The organism is Streptomyces sp. NPDC059832 (genome assembly GCF_042731715.1).
Taxonomy (GTDB): domain Bacteria; phylum Actinomycetota; class Actinomycetes; order Streptomycetales; family Streptomycetaceae; genus Streptomyces.
In genome coordinates, this window is record NZ_JBHWIY010000001.1 from 318,286 (window position 1) to 336,239 (window position 17,954).

General features: G+C 70.9%; 16 protein-coding genes and 1 pseudogene. 6 read left to right on the forward strand and 11 right to left on the reverse strand.

What is annotated here, in order from left to right; translation table 11 throughout:
- Positions 1 to 146: 146 nt before the first annotated feature.
- A complete protein-coding gene (locus ACFV8T_RS00875) occupies positions 147 to 1,613 on the reverse strand; it encodes an MFS transporter (protein WP_385323056.1) in 1,467 nt (488 codons plus the stop codon).
- Positions 1,614 to 1,855: 242 nt separating this feature from the next.
- Between ACFV8T_RS00875 and ACFV8T_RS00880 the strand changes: the two genes are divergently transcribed.
- Entirely contained in the window at positions 1,856 to 2,368 is a 513-nt protein-coding gene (locus tag ACFV8T_RS00880; RefSeq protein ID WP_385323058.1) for a YbaK/EbsC family protein, read from the forward strand.
- Between the two features lie 99 nt (positions 2,369 to 2,467).
- Here the strand turns inward: ACFV8T_RS00880 and ACFV8T_RS00885 are convergent.
- The 3 genes and pseudogenes from ACFV8T_RS00885 to ACFV8T_RS00895 all read right to left on the reverse strand — a co-directional run bounded on the left by ACFV8T_RS00885 (position 2,468) and on the right by ACFV8T_RS00895 (position 6,467).
- Positions 2,468 to 3,035, reverse strand: a pseudogene (locus ACFV8T_RS00885) (CGNR zinc finger domain-containing protein).
- A 28-nt stretch (positions 3,036 to 3,063) separates the two neighbouring features.
- Positions 3,064 to 4,749 (reverse strand): ABC-F family ATP-binding cassette domain-containing protein, encoded by a 1,686-nt coding sequence (locus ACFV8T_RS00890; RefSeq protein WP_385323060.1) that lies wholly within the window; start codon positions 4,747 to 4,749, stop codon positions 3,064 to 3,066.
- 83 nt (positions 4,750 to 4,832) lie between these two features.
- Entirely contained in the window at positions 4,833 to 6,467 is a 1,635-nt protein-coding gene (locus ACFV8T_RS00895) for an ABC-F family ATP-binding cassette domain-containing protein (RefSeq protein WP_385323062.1), read from the reverse strand.
- A gap of 652 nt (positions 6,468 to 7,119) precedes the next feature.
- Here ACFV8T_RS00895 and pip point away from each other — a divergent pair.
- On the forward strand, positions 7,120 to 8,079 hold the full coding sequence (gene pip / locus ACFV8T_RS00900; RefSeq protein WP_385323064.1) for a prolyl aminopeptidase: 960 nt from the start codon (positions 7,120 to 7,122) through the stop codon (positions 8,077 to 8,079).
- Positions 8,080 to 8,113: 34 nt separating this feature from the next.
- Here pip and ACFV8T_RS00905 read toward each other — a convergent pair whose 3' ends face one another.
- On the reverse strand, positions 8,114 to 8,947 hold the full coding sequence (locus tag ACFV8T_RS00905; protein ID WP_385323623.1) for an alpha/beta fold hydrolase: 834 nt from the start codon (positions 8,945 to 8,947) through the stop codon (positions 8,114 to 8,116).
- 78 nt (positions 8,948 to 9,025) lie between these two features.
- Between ACFV8T_RS00905 and ACFV8T_RS00910 the strand changes: the two genes are divergently transcribed.
- The 4 genes from ACFV8T_RS00910 (at position 9,026) to ACFV8T_RS00925 (ending at position 12,496) form a co-directional block, all read left to right on the forward strand.
- Complete coding sequence (locus ACFV8T_RS00910) at positions 9,026 to 9,646, forward strand: sigma-70 family RNA polymerase sigma factor (protein WP_385323065.1); 621 nt, start codon at positions 9,026 to 9,028, stop codon at positions 9,644 to 9,646.
- A gap of 203 nt (positions 9,647 to 9,849) precedes the next feature.
- Complete coding sequence (locus ACFV8T_RS00915) at positions 9,850 to 10,641, forward strand: NmrA family NAD(P)-binding protein (RefSeq protein ID WP_385323625.1); 792 nt, start codon at positions 9,850 to 9,852, stop codon at positions 10,639 to 10,641.
- A gap of 110 nt (positions 10,642 to 10,751) precedes the next feature.
- Complete coding sequence (locus tag ACFV8T_RS00920) at positions 10,752 to 11,744, forward strand: AraC family transcriptional regulator (protein ID WP_385323067.1); 993 nt, start codon at positions 10,752 to 10,754, stop codon at positions 11,742 to 11,744.
- Positions 11,745 to 11,896: 152 nt separating this feature from the next.
- Positions 11,897 to 12,496, forward strand: a complete 600-nt coding sequence (locus ACFV8T_RS00925) for a DUF1772 domain-containing protein (protein WP_385323069.1) — start codon at positions 11,897 to 11,899, stop codon at positions 12,494 to 12,496.
- A gap of 145 nt (positions 12,497 to 12,641) precedes the next feature.
- Here ACFV8T_RS00925 and ACFV8T_RS00930 read toward each other — a convergent pair whose 3' ends face one another.
- The 6 genes from ACFV8T_RS00930 to ACFV8T_RS00955 form a co-directional block, all read right to left on the reverse strand.
- A complete protein-coding gene (locus ACFV8T_RS00930) occupies positions 12,642 to 12,875 on the reverse strand; it encodes a ferredoxin (RefSeq protein ID WP_385323071.1) in 234 nt (77 codons plus the stop codon).
- 4 nt (positions 12,876 to 12,879) lie between these two features.
- Positions 12,880 to 14,121, reverse strand: a complete 1,242-nt coding sequence (locus tag ACFV8T_RS00935; RefSeq protein ID WP_385323072.1) for a cytochrome P450 — start codon at positions 14,119 to 14,121, stop codon at positions 12,880 to 12,882.
- 107 nt (positions 14,122 to 14,228) lie between these two features.
- Positions 14,229 to 15,020 (reverse strand): ABC transporter permease, encoded by a 792-nt coding sequence (locus tag ACFV8T_RS00940; RefSeq protein ID WP_385323073.1) that lies wholly within the window; start codon positions 15,018 to 15,020, stop codon positions 14,229 to 14,231.
- The gene (locus tag ACFV8T_RS00945; protein ID WP_385323074.1) at positions 15,020 to 16,024 is read right to left on the reverse strand and encodes an ATP-binding cassette domain-containing protein; all 1,005 of its coding nucleotides are present in this window, start codon (positions 16,022 to 16,024) and stop codon (positions 15,020 to 15,022) included. Before ACFV8T_RS00945 ends, ACFV8T_RS00940 begins: the two co-directional genes overlap by 1 nt.
- 42 nt (positions 16,025 to 16,066) lie before the next feature.
- Positions 16,067 to 16,957 (reverse strand): DUF4097 domain-containing protein, encoded by an 891-nt coding sequence (locus ACFV8T_RS00950; RefSeq protein ID WP_385323076.1) that lies wholly within the window; start codon positions 16,955 to 16,957, stop codon positions 16,067 to 16,069.
- A gap of 160 nt (positions 16,958 to 17,117) precedes the next feature.
- A complete protein-coding gene (locus ACFV8T_RS00955) occupies positions 17,118 to 17,639 on the reverse strand; it encodes a hypothetical protein (protein WP_385323078.1) in 522 nt (173 codons plus the stop codon).
- Between the last annotated feature and the right edge of the window lie 315 nt (positions 17,640 to 17,954).

Here is a 17,954-nt window from a genome sequence, read left to right on the forward strand (position 1 = left end):
GTGTCAGCCGTTCTTGGTTCGTCCCGGTTGGGGGGGGGGGTGGAACGGCGGACACTGCGCTGGGCGGGTGGGGGGAAAGGGGGGGCGGGGGGGCCGCAGCAGTCCCCGCTTCCCCCGCTGCTTTCGCTTCTGCCGCGCGCCATCTGTCACCGGGACACGCGCGAAGCCCTGGACCGCCCCGAGGGCTTCGTGGGGCCGGGACGCAGGGCGAGGGCGATCAGGAGCCCCGTTGCCGCGAACCCGGCGCCGGTGGTGAACCCGGCGGACATGGTGTCGGCGAAGTCGGCGTACCCCGCGGACGCGGTGACCAGCAGCGCGATGCACAGCGAACCGCCGATGGCCTGGAGCGCGTTGAGGACGCTGCCTGCCGAACCGAGCTCCTGGGGCCGCAGCCCGGAGGTGGCCAGCACGGTCGCCGGAACCACACAGAACGTCATACCGGCGCCGAGCAGGACCAACGAGGGCAGCACACCCGTCAGATACGGATCCTCGTACCGCAGCTGCGCCAGCCACAGGTTCTCGACGGCGAGCGCGGTGGCCCCGATGGCCATCATCGGCTTCGGTCCCAGGGCCCGCTCGATCCGCGGGGCCGACGCCGCGGTGGCGGCCATCGCCAGCGGTACCGGCAGCAGCGCGAAGGCGGCCGTGAGCGCCGACCAGCCGTGGTGCTGCTGGAAGAACTGGCTGAGGAAGAAATACGCGCCGATCAGGGCGCCGGGCAGCACCAGCATGCTGCCGAACGCCAGCGCCCGGTTCCGGTCCTTGAACAGAGCGAGCCGCACGATGGGCTGATCCGTACGCCGCTGCGAACCGATGAACAACGACAGCAGCGCCAGACCGGCCAGCAGCGGCCCCGCCACCCGCGCGGAACTCCATGGGTGTTCGCCGGCCTGCGACAGTCCGTACACCACCGCGCCCAAACCCGCTGCGGAAAGCAGTGTGCCGCGCAGGTCGAAGCGTCCACGGACCCGCTCCGTCTCCGCGATGACGCGCGGTGCGAGCAGCACGATCGCCAGCCCCACCGGCACGTTCAGCAGCACCAGCCAGCGCCAGGAGCCGACCGAGCCCAGCGCACCCGCCAGCAGCAGGCCGCCGGCCGTGGAGGACGCGCCGACCGCCGTGCAGAGAGCGATTGCCCGCTTACGGGCGGGACCTTCGGGGAACGTGGCGAGCATCAGTACGAAGCCATTGGCCGCGGCGAACGCGGCCCCCGCCCCCTCCACCACGCGTACGGCGATGAGCATCTCGCCCCCGGTGACCCCGGCCCGTGCGGCGGCCGCGGCCGTGAACAGGCCCACGCCCGCGACGAACATCCGGCGCCGCCCGAGGATGTCTCCGGCCCGGCCACCGAGCAGCAACAGTCCGCCGAAGCTCAGCAGATAGGCGCCGATCACCCAGGACGAGACAAGCGCCGACAGTCCCAGATCGGCCCGGATCCCCGGCAGCGCGATGTTCATGATGGGGTCGTCGAGCTGGATCATCGCGTTGCAGCCGGCGATGACGGCGAGCGCGAGTCCGGGCCTGGGCCTGGGCCCGGACCTGGGCCGCCGGCCGGGTTCCGTCGGCGTGGCGACCGGCACCTCCAGCGGGGACTCGGACACAGACGCGGACATGAACTGCCTCCCGTGGTACCTGGACCCAATGACCACGGCACGGTCTCAGGAAACGCTGGAGCAGCGTTCGAGACCAGGAGGAGAGGGGGAGAGGGAGGAGGGGAGTGGGAGGAGAGAAGGGAGAGGGAGGAGAGGGGGCGGCGGGCGGTTACGCCGGACCGGGAGTGTCCGGATAACGGTGAGCCGACGTCCCGAGCTGGTCACCACCGCGAGCTGAGCGCACCCTCACACACTCAGTGGCCATGACCACCACGACCTACCAGAGGCTGATCGACCTGCTGGGCGAGAGCCACGCCCGCTACCGCCTCATCGACCACGCCCCCGAGGGCCGCACCGGCCCGGCCAGCGTGCTCCGCCGCCATCCCCTCGCCCAGGCGGCCAAGTGCCTGGTCGTACGGGTGGCCCTGGGCCGCAAGGCGCGCCGCTACGTGCTGGCCGTGATACCCGGCGACCGCAGGGTCGACCTCGACGGCCTGCGCGATCTGTACGGCGGCATCGAGGCGTCCTTCGCCGCCCGCGATGTCGCCGAGGACCTGGCCGGCAGCGTGAGCGGGACCGTCATCCCGTTCGCCTTCCACCCGGAGCTCGAACTGCTCGCCGACCCGGCCCTCCTGGCCCACGACGAGATCTACTTCAACGCCGCCCGCCTCGACCGCTCGGCGGCCCTGGCCACGGCCGACTATCTGAGACTTGCCGCCCCTCGGGTGCTCCCGATCGCCCAGCCCCGGGAGGTGCCCGCCGCCCTCGCCGTCTGAGGCCCGCACGCATCGGAGTGTGGACCGGAGCACGGACCGGAGTGCGGACCGGCACGGAGGAGGGTGCGGGCGGCCGCGCCCGCTCCGCTCCGGCCGCCCCTACTGTGCGACGGCCGCGGCGTGAGCGCTCTTCTTGCGTGCGCGGTAGCGGCCGCCTTGATCTTGTTGCCGCAGGACTCCATGCCGCACCACTGCCGCCGCATGCCCCGGGAGCGATCGATGTAGATACGGGTGCACTCGGGATTGCCGCACTCCTTGAGCAGGGGTACGTCCGGCCCGCTCAGGAGCTCGACCGCATGGCGCGCCACGGTGGACAGGGCCTCGTCCGGCGTCGCTTCCGTCCAGCGCTCCCGAGGCGGTGAGCAGGGGTGCCGCGGGCGGCTTGCGCGCCGCGCCGTTCAGCACTTCCAGTGCCTCGTCGGCGTACTCCTCACCGAGTCGACGGGCCGTGACCAGTACGTAGACGGCCTCCCGTACGGCCTTCGTGCGATCGACGTCGGCCTGGTCGCCGGGGGGAGACCGCGTCGACGATGCCGGATTCCAGGTACCACGCCCGCAGCCGTTCCGGCGTCACGAACATGTCGAACCGCACCGAGCGCCGTGCCCGGAGTGTCGCGGCGAAGTCGAGCGCCGGGTTTCCGCATACGAAGACATGATCCAGATTCACATCACCAATCCGGCAGGTGACTATCGCGTCAGCAAGGCTCCCCCGTGTGCTCCCGGCCGGAGCGCAGCCGGATCTCGCGGCCCTGCCAGCGGCTGCGCAGCCAGCGGTCGTGGCTGGCCAGGACGATCGCGCCGGGCCCGGTGCCCAGGGCGGCCTCCAGCTCGTCGCACAGTCGCGGGGACAAGTGGTTCGTGGGCTCGTCGAGCAGCAGCAGCTCCGGTGGACGCGCCACCAGGAGCGCCAGCGCGAGCCGACGGCGCTGACCGACCGACAGCCGTCCGACCGGCTTGTCCAGATCCGCCTCGTGCAGCAGACCCAGCGAGCCCAGTGGGACCGCCTCCGCCCGCTCGGCGCCGAGCGAGCGCGCGTAGGTCTCGCGCCCGGTCCGGTCGGGCCGGCCGAACACGGTGTCCTGGGCCAGCAGACCCACCGTCAGCCCCGGCCGCCGCCTTACGTCGCCCTCGGCCGCGAGCCGCCCGGCGAGCACGGACAGCAGGGTCGATTTGCCCGCACCGTTGCCTCCCGTGACGAGGAGGCGCTCGGTCGCCGGTACGTCCAGGCACGCGACGGCCAGCCGGCCCGGCACCCGCACATCGCGCAGGGAGACGAGAGCGTCGTCCACCGGCTCCCCGCCCACCGGCTCCCCGTTGAGCGGCTTCCCGCCGAGCGCGGTGACGGCCAGCACGGTGCCGTGGAAACGCAGCGGCTGCGGCGGCTCACCGACCCGCCTGCGCTCCAGTCCGTCCAGCCTGCGGGTGACATTGCGCACCCGCCGGGAGATCTGGCTCTGCACCCGGCCGCCCCGGTGGCCATATCCCATCTTCTCGTTGTCGCGCCGCTCCCGGTCGGGCGCTACGCGGTGCGCGGTCACCCCGGCCGAGTGGCGCAGCGCCGCCAGCTCCTCCTGCTCCTCGGCGTACCGCCGTTCCCAGCGTTCCCGCTCGGCGCGCTTCTCGGCCAGGTAGGCGCTGTAGTTGCCGCCGTGGCGGACCGGGCCGTCCATGGCCGGATCGAGGTCGATCAGATCCGTGCACACGGCGTCGAGGAAGGCCCGGTCGTGGCTGGCCACCACGACGACCCCGGGCAGGCCGCGCACCTGCTCCTCCAGGAACGCGGCGGCGCCGTCGTCGAGATGGTTGGTCGGCTCGTCCAGCAGCAGTGCCGAAGGGCGCCGGACCAGCAGAGCGGCCAGCGCCAGGCGACCGCGCTGCCCGCCGGAGAGAGAACCGAGCGCCCGGTCGTGCCGGAACGCACCGAGGCCGAGCCCGTCGAGCACGATCGCGGCACGCCGGTCCGCGTCCCAGACCTCCCGCTCCTGGGCCTGTTCGAGCCGCCGGCCGTACGCGTCGAGCAGCTCGGCGTAGCCGGGGGAGTCCTGCGGGACGTGGGCGAGCCGCTCGGTGAGACGTTCGAGCTCGGCCAGATCGTCGCGGGCCTCGCGCAGCGCTTCGTCCAGCACGTCGGCGATCGTCGACGTGTCGTCGAACGGCATCTCCTGGTGCAGGAAGCCCAGGTCGGCCGGGCGCGTGACGGTCCCGGCATCGGGTTCGTCCACGCCGGCGAGCAGGCGCAGCAGCGTCGACTTGCCGACGCCGTTCTCCCCGATCAGCCCGATGCGGTGGCCGGGGGAGGCAGTGAGGGAGACGCCGTCGAGGACCCGTTTGCTCCCCAGGGTGCGGACGAGGTCGGATGCGAGCAGGGCCGGTCGAGACATGGTGGTCCACCTGACGTGATCAGTGTTCGGCCCGCCGGGTGGTGACCCACCTCGGGCGCGGGCCCGGTCGGCACGTCAGCGGCTCACACCTCGGGCGCCCCCGTCTCCGCCAGCTCACCGCCGGCCAGCCGCAGCCACCGGGCCACACCGATCCGGGCCAGAAAACGCTCGTCGTGGCTGACCACCACGAACGCCCCCCGGTACGAGCCCAGCGCGCTCTCCAGCTGGCCCGCGCCGACCAGGTCGAGGTTGTTCGTCGGCTCGTCCAGGAGCAGCAGCTGCGGAGCGGGTTCGGCGCACAGAACACAGGCCAGGGTGGCGCGCAGCCGCTCGCCGCCGGACAGCACCTCGACGGGCAGATGGGCCCGGGGACCCCGGAAGAGGAAGCGGGCGAGCAGGTTCATCCGCTCCGCCTCCGGCCGGTGCGGCGCGAACGCGGTGAAGTTCTCGGCGACGGTACGGTCCGGGTCCAGCAGGTCCAGCCGCTGCGAGAGGTAGGCGATCCGACCGTCGGCCCGCTTGATCTGCCCGCTGTCCAGGCCGAGTTCGCCGTTGAGCAGCCGCAGCAGTGTGGTCTTGCCGGAGCCGTTGGGACCGGTCAGCGCGATGCGTTCGGGGCCCCGGACGGTCAGGTCGACGCCCGGCTCGGCGAACACGGCCCGTCCGCCGTGGCGGACCTGCATGTGTTCGCCGAGGACGAGCGTGCGTCCGGCGGGCACATCGGTGTCCGGCAGATCCAGCGTGATGCGCTGCTCGTCGCGCAGGGCGCGCCCCGCCTCGTCCAGCCGGGCCCTGGCCTCGCTGACCCGGGAGGCGTGCAGCTGCCCCGACCGGCCCGCGGACTCCTGGGCGCCTCGCTTCATGTTCCCGGCGAAGATGCGTGGCAGGCCCGCGCTCTTGAGGTTGCGAGCGGCATTGCTCGCGCGGCGCTCGGCGCGTTCGCGGGCCTGCTGCATCTCCCGCTTCTCCCGCTTCAGTTCCTGTTCGGCGTTGCGGATGTTCTTCTCGGCGACCTCCTGCTCGGCCTGCACGGCCTCTTCGTACTCGGTGAAGTTGCCGCCGTAGAAGCGCAGTTCGCCGCGTTCGAGCTCGGCGATGCGTTCCATGCGGTCGAGCAGCGCCCGGTCGTGGCTGACCAGCAGGAGGCAGCCGCTGAAGTCCTCCAGTACGTCGTAGAGCTTGTGACGGGCGTCGAGGTCGAGGTTGTTGGTCGGCTCGTCGAGCAGCAGTACGTCGGGCCGCTTCAGCAGCTGGGCCGCCAGACCGAGCGAGATGACCTGGCCGCCGCTGAGCGTGCTCAGGCTCCGGTCGAGGGTGAGATCGGCGAGGCCGAGCCGGTCCAGCTGGGCCCGGGTGCGTTCCTCGATGTCCCAGTCGTCACCGATGGCCGTGAAGTGTTCCTCGCTCACGTCCCCGGACTCCACGGCGTCCAGGGCCCGGATCACCGCGGCGACGCCCAGGACCTCGGCCACCGAGAGATCACCGGTCAGGGGAAGGGTCTGCGGGAGATGGCCGAGCGTGCCGCCCACGGACACGGACCCGGTGCCGGGCCGCAGCTCACCGGCGATCAGCTTGAGCAGGGTGCTCTTGCCGGAGCCGTTGGGCGCGACCAGGCCCGTCCGGCCGCTGCCCAGCGTGAAGGACAGGTCCTCGAAGACCGGGGTGTCGTCGGGCCAGGCGAAGGACAGGTTGGAGCAGATGACGGAGGCGTCGGACATGGAGAGACCTCGAATGAGATACGGGCAGACAGAGACTGGTGCCCGGGGCATGGAAGAAGGGGACGACGGAACGGCCACGACGGCGATGCTCCTGGGCATCCGCCGGTGGCCTGACAGATCGGGGTATCACCCCGAGATGTCGTCGTCACCCACCATGTCTGGTCTCCTCAATGCATGATCGACTCGATATGTGATCAATGCTTTCGCGAGCCTAACAGGCCCCGGGGCCTGTTAGGCGGATCAGAGTCGGAAAGGCCCTACAGGCCGAGGTCGGCGGCCGGGCAGGAGAAGGACATCCACGAGCCCTCCGGGGCGTATGCGTCCCTTGCGGACTCCTTCGGCGAGGCGGGCTTCACCTCGACCATGTCCTGGTAGGGGACGCGCTCGGCAGCTTCCCGAACCGCTCGTGCCGGGCCGCTGCGGCACTGTCCGTCGTCTTCTCGGCGTTCTAGGCGTTCTCGATGTTGACGGTGTTCTTGATGCTCACGGTCAACCTCCGCTTGATGGTTTGTCGGTCGCGGATCGCGCCGTGGCGCTGGGCCGATACGAGCGTCGCACCGCTGACGTCACCGGTCAGACAGGTGACGCATGCGATCCGCGCGTAGGGTGTTCGGCCTGTGCCTGAGACGAACTCGATGAAGGAGAACCGGACATGGCAGCCCCGTACCCGCCGATCGATCCCTACGACCACGGCATGCTCGACACCGGCGACGGAAACCTCATCTACTGGGAGACCTGCGGAAACCCCGACGGCAAGCCCGCTCTCGTCGTCCACGGCGGCCCCGGTTCGGGCTGCTCGACGGGCCCGCGCAAGTCCTTCGACCCGGAGCGCTACCGGATCATCCTCTTCGACCAGCGCGGATGCGGCCGGAGTACGCCCCATGCCGCCGACCCCACCACCGACATGAAGCTCAACACCACCGAGCATCTGATCGCCGACATGGAGCGACTGCGCGAACACCTCGGTGTCGACCGATGGTTGCTGTTCGGCGGCTCCTGGGGCTCCACGCTCAGCCTCGCGTACGCCGAGCGGTACCCGGAGCGGGTGTCCGAGATCGTTCTCGCCGCGGTCACCAGCACCCGTCGCTACGAGATCGACTGGCTCTACCGGGGCGCGGGCCGGTTCTTCCCGGAAGCATGGGAGCGATTCCGGGACGGTGTCCCCGAGGCGGACCGGGACGGCGACCTCGTCGGGGCGTACGCGCGCCTCATGGAGCACCCCGACCCGGACGTACGGGCCAAGGCCGCGACCGACTGGTGCGCCTGGGAGGACGCGGTCCTCTCCGCGGAGCCGAACGGCTCGCCCAACCCGTACGGCGACAGGCCGCCCCGGGCCATGCTGGGGTTCGTACGGATCTGCTCGCACTACTTCGCCCATGGGGCCTGGCTGGAGGAGGGCCGGCTGATCCGCGATGCGGGACGCCTGGCAGGCATCCCCGGCGTCCTGATCCACGGCCGCCTCGACATCAGCGGACCGCTCGGCACGGCCTGGGAACTCGCCCACGCCTGGCCCGGCGCGGAACTCGTGGTCATCGAGGACTCGGGACACAAGGGCAGTGCCGCCATGAGCGCGGCGGTGTACGCGGCGTTCGAGCGCTTCGCGCGGCAGTAGCTTCGCGAAGCCGTGGGACGCAGCAGTACGGGCTTCACCCCAGGAACGCGCCAACGGTTGCCACGAACCGGTCCGCGTCGTCGACCCAGGGGCAGTGACCGGCCCCTGGCTGAACGGTGAGTACGGCATCGGGGAACAGTTCGGCGGCCTCGGCCACCGACCGAGGGGGGCTGTTCACGTCGAACGCACCGGCGAGCAGCAGGACGGGGGCCTCGAAGCCCGCGAGCGCCGCACGAGTGGCATCCGGCGTGAAGGCCCCTTCGGCCGCGAAGAGGGCGGCAGCCTCCTCGTTGTCCGGTCGGCTCGCCGCTCGGTGCTGCTGCGCCGTGGCATCCCAACGGCCGCAGAAGAAGGGGCTGATGGCCTCCCAGTCGCTGCCGGTGCCCTCGGTGATCGCCTCCAGGGCGGCGAACGCCGCCGGGAACCACGGCTCGTTCCTGCGGAGCTGTGCGAGCTCACGTCGCATCTCCCCGGTGATCGCGATTCCGAGGGCCCGGGTGCCGGGGGCGATCAGGGCGAGCCTGCCGACGTTCTTCGGGTGACGCGCCGCGTACTGCGTCGCGAGGTTCGCTCCGGCGGAGTGGCCGAGCAGGTCGATCCGGGGGAGTCCGAGGTGTGTGCGCAAGGCCTCGACATCCTCGACGAGGCGGTCGCAGCGGTAGGAGGAGGCGTCCTCGGGGATCGCGGACCGCCCGGTGCCGCGAAGGTCCAGGACGATCAGCCGGCGGTGCGCCGACAGGCCGCCGAGGTCACCGAGGTAGCGGGAGTCCGCAGGGCCTCCGGGGACGCAGACGAGCGGGTCGCCGTCCCCGTCGCCGTGTACGCGGTAGGCGAGCCGGGTTCCGTCAGGTGCGAAGAAGGTGGGCATGGCATGCATCCTGTCAGTCATAACTGGGTTGTACAACCTGGTTATGACTGACAGGGCCCGGAGGTATATAACCGATTCATGGCAGGCGAAGAGAGCGCGCACCGGATCGGCGAGGAGCCGGCCGAAGCGCTGACCGAGGAACAGGCCGGGCGGATGCTCGCCGGCATGAACGAAGTCATCCGCGCAGGTGAGGAGATGCGGAGGCTGCGCGCCGAAATGATCAAGCTGTTCATCGGCCTCGGCTGGACACAGGAGAGGATTGCCCGGCTCGCGGCCATGAGTCAGCCCGCCGTGTCCAAGCAGGTGGCGAAGTACCGGATGGACGACCCGCCGCCTCCGATGGAGCTCTCCCTGGACCAGCAGGACGTCCCGTGGCTCGAAGGACGACTGTGGGCCCTTGCCGAGGAGATCTCGGAGACCCTCCGCGACACCGCCCGCTGCACCCGCTGCGTCGACGCCATCGCCCGGGGGAGGAAGCGCTTCACGCCCGAGAACGTCGACGAGTTGCGCCGCCTCGTCGAGGAGGACCTGAGGCTGCACCGGGCGACGATGCCCGCCGGCTACCAGGACGCGTACGACAGGATCAGCCGCGGCCTCGACGTCCCCCCGAAGACCACCGCCACCGCCACCGCATCGGCCTCCGCGCGCCGCGCCCTCGCACACCGGATCCAGCGCGACCGGCTCAGGGAAGACGCCTGATCGCGCAGCAGCCCGATCCTCCGGTAGACGCACGCGTATGGAGTTGAGCGTTGTGGCTATGGTTCGTCTCGCCGGGCGGCAGTTGACTGATCGGCATGACGAACACACAGAACAGCCAGCAGAACAGCCAGCAGAACAACCAGCAGAACAACCAGCAGAACAACCAGCCGAACGTTCAGCAGAACGGAACGAGGACGACCCTGGTGATCGGTGGTACCGGCAAGACCGGGCGCCGTGTGGCCGAGCGGCTCACCGCACAGGGGCTGCCGGTGCGTGTGGGATCCCGCAGCGGCGAACCGCCCTTCGTGTGGGAGGACCCCAGCACCTGGGAGGCGGCGGTCGAGGGCATCGGAGCCGTCTACGTCACCTACTACCCCGACCTCGGGTTCCCGGGGGCCGCCGAGGCCGTCGGGGCCTTCTCCGAGCTCGCCGTGAAGAAGGGCGCCCGCCGCCTGGTGCTGCTTTCCGGACGCGGTGAACCGGGAGCGGTCATCAGCGAGAACAGGCTCAAGGAGTCGGGCGCCGACTGGACCGTCGTACGGGCCAGCTGGTTCAACCAGAACTTCAACGAGAGCTTCTTCCTGGAGCCGGTCCTGGCCGGTGAGCTCGCGCTGCCGACCGCCGAGGCCGTGGAGCCGTTCGTGGACGCCGACGACATCGCCGACGTCGTCACCGCGGCCCTCACCGACGACAAGCACATCGGCAGGACCTACGAGCTGTCCGGGCCCCGGTCGCTCAGCTTCCGCGATGTGGCCGCCGAGCTGTCGCAGGTCACCGGCCGGGAGATCACGTACATCCCGGTCACCCTCGACGACTACCGGGCGGTCCTGCGGGAGAACGGGCTGCCGGTCGAGTTCGCCGACCTGTTCGGCCTGATCCTCGACGGGCGCAACGCCCGCGTCGTCCACGGTGTGGAGGAGGCCCTCGGCCGCGAGCCGCGTGACTTCTCCGCCTTCGCCAAGGATGCCGCCGCCACCGGCATCTGGAACGTCTGACAACGCCCGGCAACGTCTGACAGCGTCTGAGGGACGTCGGGGGACGTCCGGGGACTTCTGATACGGATTCGACCCGGCACCACGCCCTCTAGCCGAATGGGGATCACCACATGGACGTGCTCACCGGGCTCCTGGACGGGCCCAAGGCGCGTGGCGCCTTCCTGCTCAAGTCCGTCTTCAACCCGCCCTGGTCGCTCCGCGTCGAGGACCGCGCCCCGATCTCCCTGGCCACCATGGTCCACGGCGAGGCCTGGGTGATGCCCGACCGCGGAGTCCCGGCCCGCATAGGCCCCGGCGACGTCGCCGTACTGCGGGGCCCCGACCCGTACACGATCGCCGACGCGCAGGACACCCCCGTCCAGATCACCGTCGGCCCGGATCAGCGCTGCGGCACCGACGACGGCGAGGACGTCACCGACAGCATGGCTCTGGGGGTGCGCACCTGGGGGGACCCGATCGGCCAGGGCTCGTCCGTCATGCTCAGCGGCACGTACCAGGGGCCCGGCGAGATCGGCCGCCGTCTGCTGGGTGCCCTGCCCGCCCTCCTGGTGCGGCCCGCCGCCCTCGGCGACTCCCCGCTCGTACCTCTGCTGGCCGAGGAGATCGACCGCGACGAGCCGGGCCAGGAACTGGTCCTCGACCGCCTTCTCGACCTGCTTTTCGTCAGTGTGCTGCGCGCCTGGCTCGCCGAGCCGGACGCCGGCGCGCCGGCCTGGTACCGCGCCCGGTCCGACCCCAGGGTGGGGCCCGCACTGCGTCTTCTGCACGAACATCCGGCCCACGCGTGGACGGTGGAGTCGCTGGCCCGCAAGGTCGGCGTCTCCCGGGCGGGCCTCGCCCGCCGCTTCGCCGAGGTCGTGGGGGAGCCGCCGATGACCTACCTGGCCACCTGGCGTCTCACCCTGGCCGCCGACCTGCTGCGTGAACCGGACGCCACGGTGGCCGCGGTCGCCCACCAGGTCGGCTACAGCAGTGCGTTCGCGCTGAGTTCGGCCTTCAAGAGGGTGCGGGGAGTCAGTCCGCAGGAGTACCGGAGGAGCGGCGCCTCGCAGATCGTCCTGCCCCCGGCGACACCGTCCCGGACGGTGGTGCTGGGCGGCTGACGGTCCGGGCCGCACGCGTCACACCTCGCCGGACGAGCTGAACGAGCCGAACGAGCCGGACCGCTCCGGTCGGCAGCCACCCATGATTCCCGCCATGATTCCCGCGCTCGCGCGCCGGGCGAACGACCGAATTTCACAGTGAGGACGCTCCGATGACCACCGATTCCCTCCATTCCCACAGCGCTCCCGGCCTCCATGTGCCGCACGCGTCGCACACGCCGCAGGCGCCGTCGTCCCGGCCGAGCAGAGCCGCGGGCATTCTGCTGGTGATGTCCGTCATCACCGTCGGTCTGATGGCCGGTCTGTTCTTCGCCTTCGACGTGTCGGTCATGCCCGGCCTCGCCCGTACCGACGACCGCCTGTACGCGGAGGCCATGCAGAACTTCAACCAGGTGATAGACACCAGCGGCCTGTTCGTGCTGATCTTCCTCGGCGCGCTCGCCGTGACGGTGGCCGTTGCCGTCATCGAGTACCGCAAGGGACGCCGTACGGTCGCCCTGTGGGCGGGTGTCGCCGCCGCGCTCTACGTGGTGGCGCTGCTGGTCACGTTCTCCGTCAACATCCCCCTGAACAACGAGCTCGCCGCGATCGGTGATCCGGCGAAGGCCCGCGACCTGTCGCTCGTCGACAAGTTCAAGGGGGTCTGGGAAACGACCAACATCATGCGCACCCTGCTGTGCACCGCCGCCCTGGGCTGCCTGGCGCACTGCCTGAGACTGCAGGGCCGCGGATGGGCCGGTGTCCCGAACTGACCGTCCGGCGGTGGCGCAGGTGTCCATCGGTATCTGCTCCCGAACGACGGGTCCGCACACGCGAGAGCCCCCCACCGGTGCGCGGTGCGGGGTTCTCGGTCCGGGGTCTCGGCCGGGGTTCCCGGTCCGGGCGGTGCCACGGTCGCTACGAGCCCGTGGAGTCCGGGGCGTCGAGGGTGATGGCTCCGGCGGGGCAGAGGCCGACGGCCATCCGGGCGGCGGCCCGGTGCTCGGGGGCCGGCGCGGGGTGCAGGAGCACCACCAGGCCTTCCTCGTCGTCCTGGTCGAAGACCTCGGGAGCGGTCAGGGCGCACATACCGGCACCGGCGCAGCGGTCACGGTCGACGCTGAGACGCAACAGATCTCGTGGGTCGCTCATGGGTCTACTCCTTGTCCCAGGTGACGGGCAGGCTGATCACACCGTAGATGTTGGAGCGGTCGCGCAGCGGCACCTCCTGCGGCGGCACCGCGAGGCGCAGGGTGGGGAAGCGGGCGAAGAGCGCCGGGAGCGCGACGGTCATCTCGACGCGGGCGAGCTGCTGGCCCAGGCATTGGTGGACGCCGTGGCCGAAGGCCAGGTGTCCGGTGGCCTTGCGGTGGATGTCGAGCCGGTCGGGGTCGGGGAACTTGTCCGGGTCGCGGTTGGCGGCCTGCACGGAAACGGTCACCGTCTCGCCCGCTCCGATGAGTTGGCCCTCCACCTCGATGTCGTCGAGCGCCGACCGCAGCAGCGGGTCGGCCACGCTGAGGTAGCGCAGCAGCTCCTCCACGGTCTGCTCGGCGAGGCCCGGGTCGGCTCGCAGCGCGTCCAGCTGGTCGGGATTGCTGAGCAGGGCGAAGGTGCCGAGGGCGAGCATGTTCGCGGTGGTGTCGAGTCCGGCGGCGAGGAGCAGCCCGCCGATTCCGGCCAGCTCCTCGTCGGTGAGGTCGGAGGTGGTCAGATCGCTGAGCAGGTCGTCGGTGGGCTCGGCGCGCTTGGCGAGGACCAGTTCTCCCAGGAACTGGAGCAGCGCCATATAGGCCTCGCCCTTCGACTCGACATCCGCCGTCTGGTCGAAGAGGGTCGCCACATGGCTCTGGAAGCGCTTCCGGTCGGTGTACGGCACGCCGAGCAGCTCGCAGATCATGAGCGCGGGCAGGGGCTGCGCGAACGCCTCCACCAGGTCGACCGCGGGCCCGGCCTGCTCCATGGCGTCCAGACACTCGATCGTTAACTGCTCGACGCGCTCGGTGAGTCGGCGCATCCTGCGGACGGTGAACTTGCCGGTGAGCAGGCGCCGGTAGCGGGTGTGCTCGGGGGCGTCGAGGCCGATGATGTCGCCGACCGGCGCCGGCGGCAGCTCGCCCGTCACGCCCGTTATCGGCATCGGCAGGTGCAGGAGTTCGTAGCGTGAGCTGAAGCGCGGGTCGGCCAGGATCGCGCGGGCCGCGGCATGGCCGGTGACCAGCCGGCCCACGTGTCCGTCGGCGTAGCGCATGCGGCGCATCGGCTCGTCGCTCAGGGCGGTGAGTTCGGCGGGCGGGTCGAAGGGGCAGCCGGTGCGCCGGTCGGTGGGCAGGGTGGGCGGCTCTTCGGCGGTGATGTCGTCGGCGGTGGTGCCGGCGGCCGTCGGGTCGTACGACATGGGGTCCTTCCGTGGTCGTGGGGCGAGGTGCGGCTGGGGCGGATCGGTGAAGTGGCCTGAGAGGAGCGGGGGTTACCGCTCGGCGTCGGGCTTCGAAGGAGCGGAGGCTACCGCTTGCCGATGGTCCTGAAGGCGCGGCGCGCCCACACGTAACCGACCAGGGAGAGCCCCACGCACCAGGCGAGGCCGATGATCGCGCTGGAGCCGGTCTCGGTGCCGAGCCACAGGCCGCGCAGCGTCTCGATGATCGGAGTGAAGGGCTGGTACTCGGCGAACCAGCGCAGGCCGGTGGGCATGGAGTCCGTCGGTACGATGGCGCTGCCGAGGAACGGCAGGAACGTCAACGGCATCGGGATGTTGCTGGCGCTCTCCACGTTCTTGGCGATCAGACCGATGCCCGCGGACAGCCAGGTGAGTCCGAGCGTGAGCAGGGCGAGCAGACCGATGGCGGCGACCCACTCGACGGGTGTCGCGCTGGGGCGGAAGCCCATCAGGAGGGCGACGCCGATGACGAGCGCGATGCTGGTCATCGTCTGGATCACGCCCCCGACGACATGGCCGGTCAGGAACGAGGCCGGGGAGATCGGCATCGTGCGGAAGCGATTGACGATGCCCTCGGTCTTGTCGACGCACACGCTGATCGCGGAGGTCAGGGCGCCGGAGGTGGCGGCCATCAGGATGATGCCGGGCGCCAGGTAGTCGATGTACTCGCCGCTGCCGGTGGGCAGTCCGCTGATGCCGGTGCCCAGGGCGCGGCCGAACACGTAGTTGAACAGCAGCAGCATCATGATGGGCATGATGACGACGGTGAGCGTCAGGGACGGGTAGCGCAGGGCCTTCTTGAGGTTGCGCCGCAGCATCGTCCGGGAGTCCCTGGCGGCGTAGGACATGGTGGCCATCAGACGTTCTCCTCGGGCGATGCGGTGGTGTCGGCGGGGCGGGGCTGACCGGTGAGGGTCAGGAAGACGTCGTCGAGGTCGGGGGTGTGCACGGTGAGCGACTCGGCCCGGACGTCGGTGGACTCCAGGGTGTCGAGGACGGCACGCAGGGTGGGGACGGAACCGTCGCTGGGGACCTGCAGGGTGAGGGATTCCTCGTCGCGCGTGGCGATGCCGAAGATCTCCGCGGCGGTGTCCAGCTCCTGGGCGTCGGCGAACCGCAGTCGGATGTAGCCGCCGGGGATGCGCTGCTTCAGCTCGTCGGGGGTGCCTTCGGCGATCAGTCTGCCGTGGTCCAACACGGCTATGCGGTCGGCGAGTTGGTCGGCCTCGTCGAGGTACTGGGTGGTCAGGAAGATGGTCACGCCGTCGTCGGCGACGAGGCTCCGGATGATCTCCCACATGGTGCGTCGGCTGCGCGGGTCGAGTCCGGTGGTGGGCTCGTCGAGGAAGATGACCCGCGGATCGCCGACCAGGGTCATCGACAGATCCAGCTTGCGCCGCATGCCGCCGGAGAAGGTGACGGCGGTCTTGCCCGCCACCTCGGTCAGGTCGAAGCGGCGCAGCAGTTCCTTGGCCCGCCGTTTGCCCTCGCGCCGGTCGAGGTGGTGCAGATCCGCCATGAGGAGCAGGTTCTCCTCGGCGGTCAGCAGATTGTCGACGGCCGAGAACTGGCCGGTGACGCCGATCACGGAGCGCACCGCGTCGGCGGCGCCGGTCAGATGGTGACCCGCGACCCGGGCCTCGCCCGCGTCGGCGTCGATGAGCGTGGAGAGGATCTCCACGGTGGTGGTCTTGCCGGCGCCGTTGGGCCCGAGCAGGGCGAAAACGGTGCCCTCGGCGATGTTCAGGTCGATGCCGTCGAGTACGACCTTGTCGCCGTAGGACTTGCGCAGTCCGGTGGCGGTGATCGCCGACGCCGTCGCGTTCTTGGCGGTCGGCGCGGATGTCTGGGTGGTGGTCATGCCGCTTTCCTTTCGAGGGCGGGGAGTTGGGGGTAAGCGGGGTCAGGCACGGTGGATGACGATGTCGCCGACCGACGTACGGGCGTGCACCTCGACGGTCTCGTCGGAGCCCTCGGGGCCGGCGGCGGAGTCGAGCGAACTGCGTACGGTGCCGTACTTGGCGTTCAGGTCGAGCCAGGCGGCGGTGCCCTCGTGGATGCCCACTTCGAGGTCGCCGACGGAGGTGCGCAGATCGATGCGGCCGCGGGTCACGTCGCCGACGCGGATGCGGCCGTTGGAGGACATCGCGTCGACCCCGGCGTGGGCGACGCCGACCTCGATCCGGCCGTTCGCGGACTTGGCGGCGACGCTGCCGTGCGCGATGCCCACGGAGATGTCGCCGTTGGCCGCGTTGGTCTTCAGGCCGCCGGTGACCTCGTCGATCTCGGTCGCGCCGTTGCCGTTCTTGACGGTCGCCGCGCCGGCCACCGTGCCGACCTCGATCCGGCCCGAGCCGATGACCTCGACGTCCCCGGTCGAGCGGGCCAGGCGGATGTCGCCGTGGTCGGTCTTGAGGTCGGCGCCCGCCACCTGGTCCACCTGGAGGTCGCCGAGCGAGGTCTTGAGCGTGACCTCCCCGAAGCGGCCATCGCAGAAGAAGCCGCCCATGGCCGTGGTGCCCCGCAGATCCGACCCCGCGGGCAGTTCGACGCTCACCTCGATGGCGCCCGGCTTGCCGAACAGGGACCGCTTCTTGGGTGTCCTGACCGTGAGACGGCCGCCCGAGCAGGTGACCTGGGTCTGCTGCACGGCGCGTACGTCGTTGTCGTCGGATCCGTTGCGCGGCAGCACCTCCACGACCGTGTCGGTGCGCTTGCCCGCGGTGATGCGGGCGGTGCCGACCTCCAGTTCGAAGGTGGCGGAGATCGGTTCGGGGGTCTCGAAAGCAGGCATGGCTGTCCCGTCCTCGTGGCTTGGTTGAGTGATCCCGCCGGTGGGGCGGGTGAAGAGTTACGTCGGCCGGATCGGCGATCCGCCGGTGAAAGTGGGGTGGGCCGGGCCGGGGCCCCAAGGTCTGTACGACCCTGATCCGGCCTGGTCCGAACGGAAGGCCCTAGCGGACCCAGCCGGTGAAGCCCCGCCCGCCCGAGTCCTTGCCGCGGCCCGGCGGGGTTGCGCGCTCCCCGCCGACGAGGGCGGTGGACACGGCCCGCACCAGCCAGGCGTTGACCGACAGGCCCTCCGCCGCCGCGGCGTTCTCGGCGCGGCCCTTGAGGTGGGCGGGGAGGCGGAAATTGATCCGCGCCATCGCGCCGTCGTCGGTGTCCGCGGGCGGCGTGGGTGCGACGGGGGCCGTGGCCGACGTCTGCGTCTCCTGGAACGGCTCGGGCGCGGGCGGCGGCGTCACCACGAACTCGGGGTCGAGCCCGCGCAGCCGCACATCGACCGAGCCGGGCGCCAGCTCCCGGGTGACCTCGCCCATGGCTGCGGACAGCGCGTTGAGCAAGGTGAGCCGGGTGGCGGACTCCAGGGGGGCGGTGAGCCGCTCGGCCAGGGCGCGGGCTTCGTCACCGCCGGCGTCCGCCGCGACGGCGAGTTCTTGGCGGAGGTTGTCGACGTAGGGCGTGAGGTCCATGACGCCATCATGGCACACGAATGGCGCCATGACGAGCCATGTTGGCTCTTTCGTGGCGCATACGCCTCTGAGCTGGGACTTCTCTGAAATTCTGGTGCGACTTGGCGCCGCTCGAATGGGGGCGCGGCTTGGGGTGGCGCCATGCGATGTCATCGTGGCGCCATCTGGGTGGGGCTCTGGTGCCACCGGGGCATCCCGTGGCGTCGGGTGGCGTCGAGTGGTCGAGCGGGCCTTCGGCCGACTCGACCACCGCGATGTCGCCGGGTGGTCTCGCCGAGTGGTCTCGCCTGGGTCAAGTGCCTCGCCGGCCGGAGC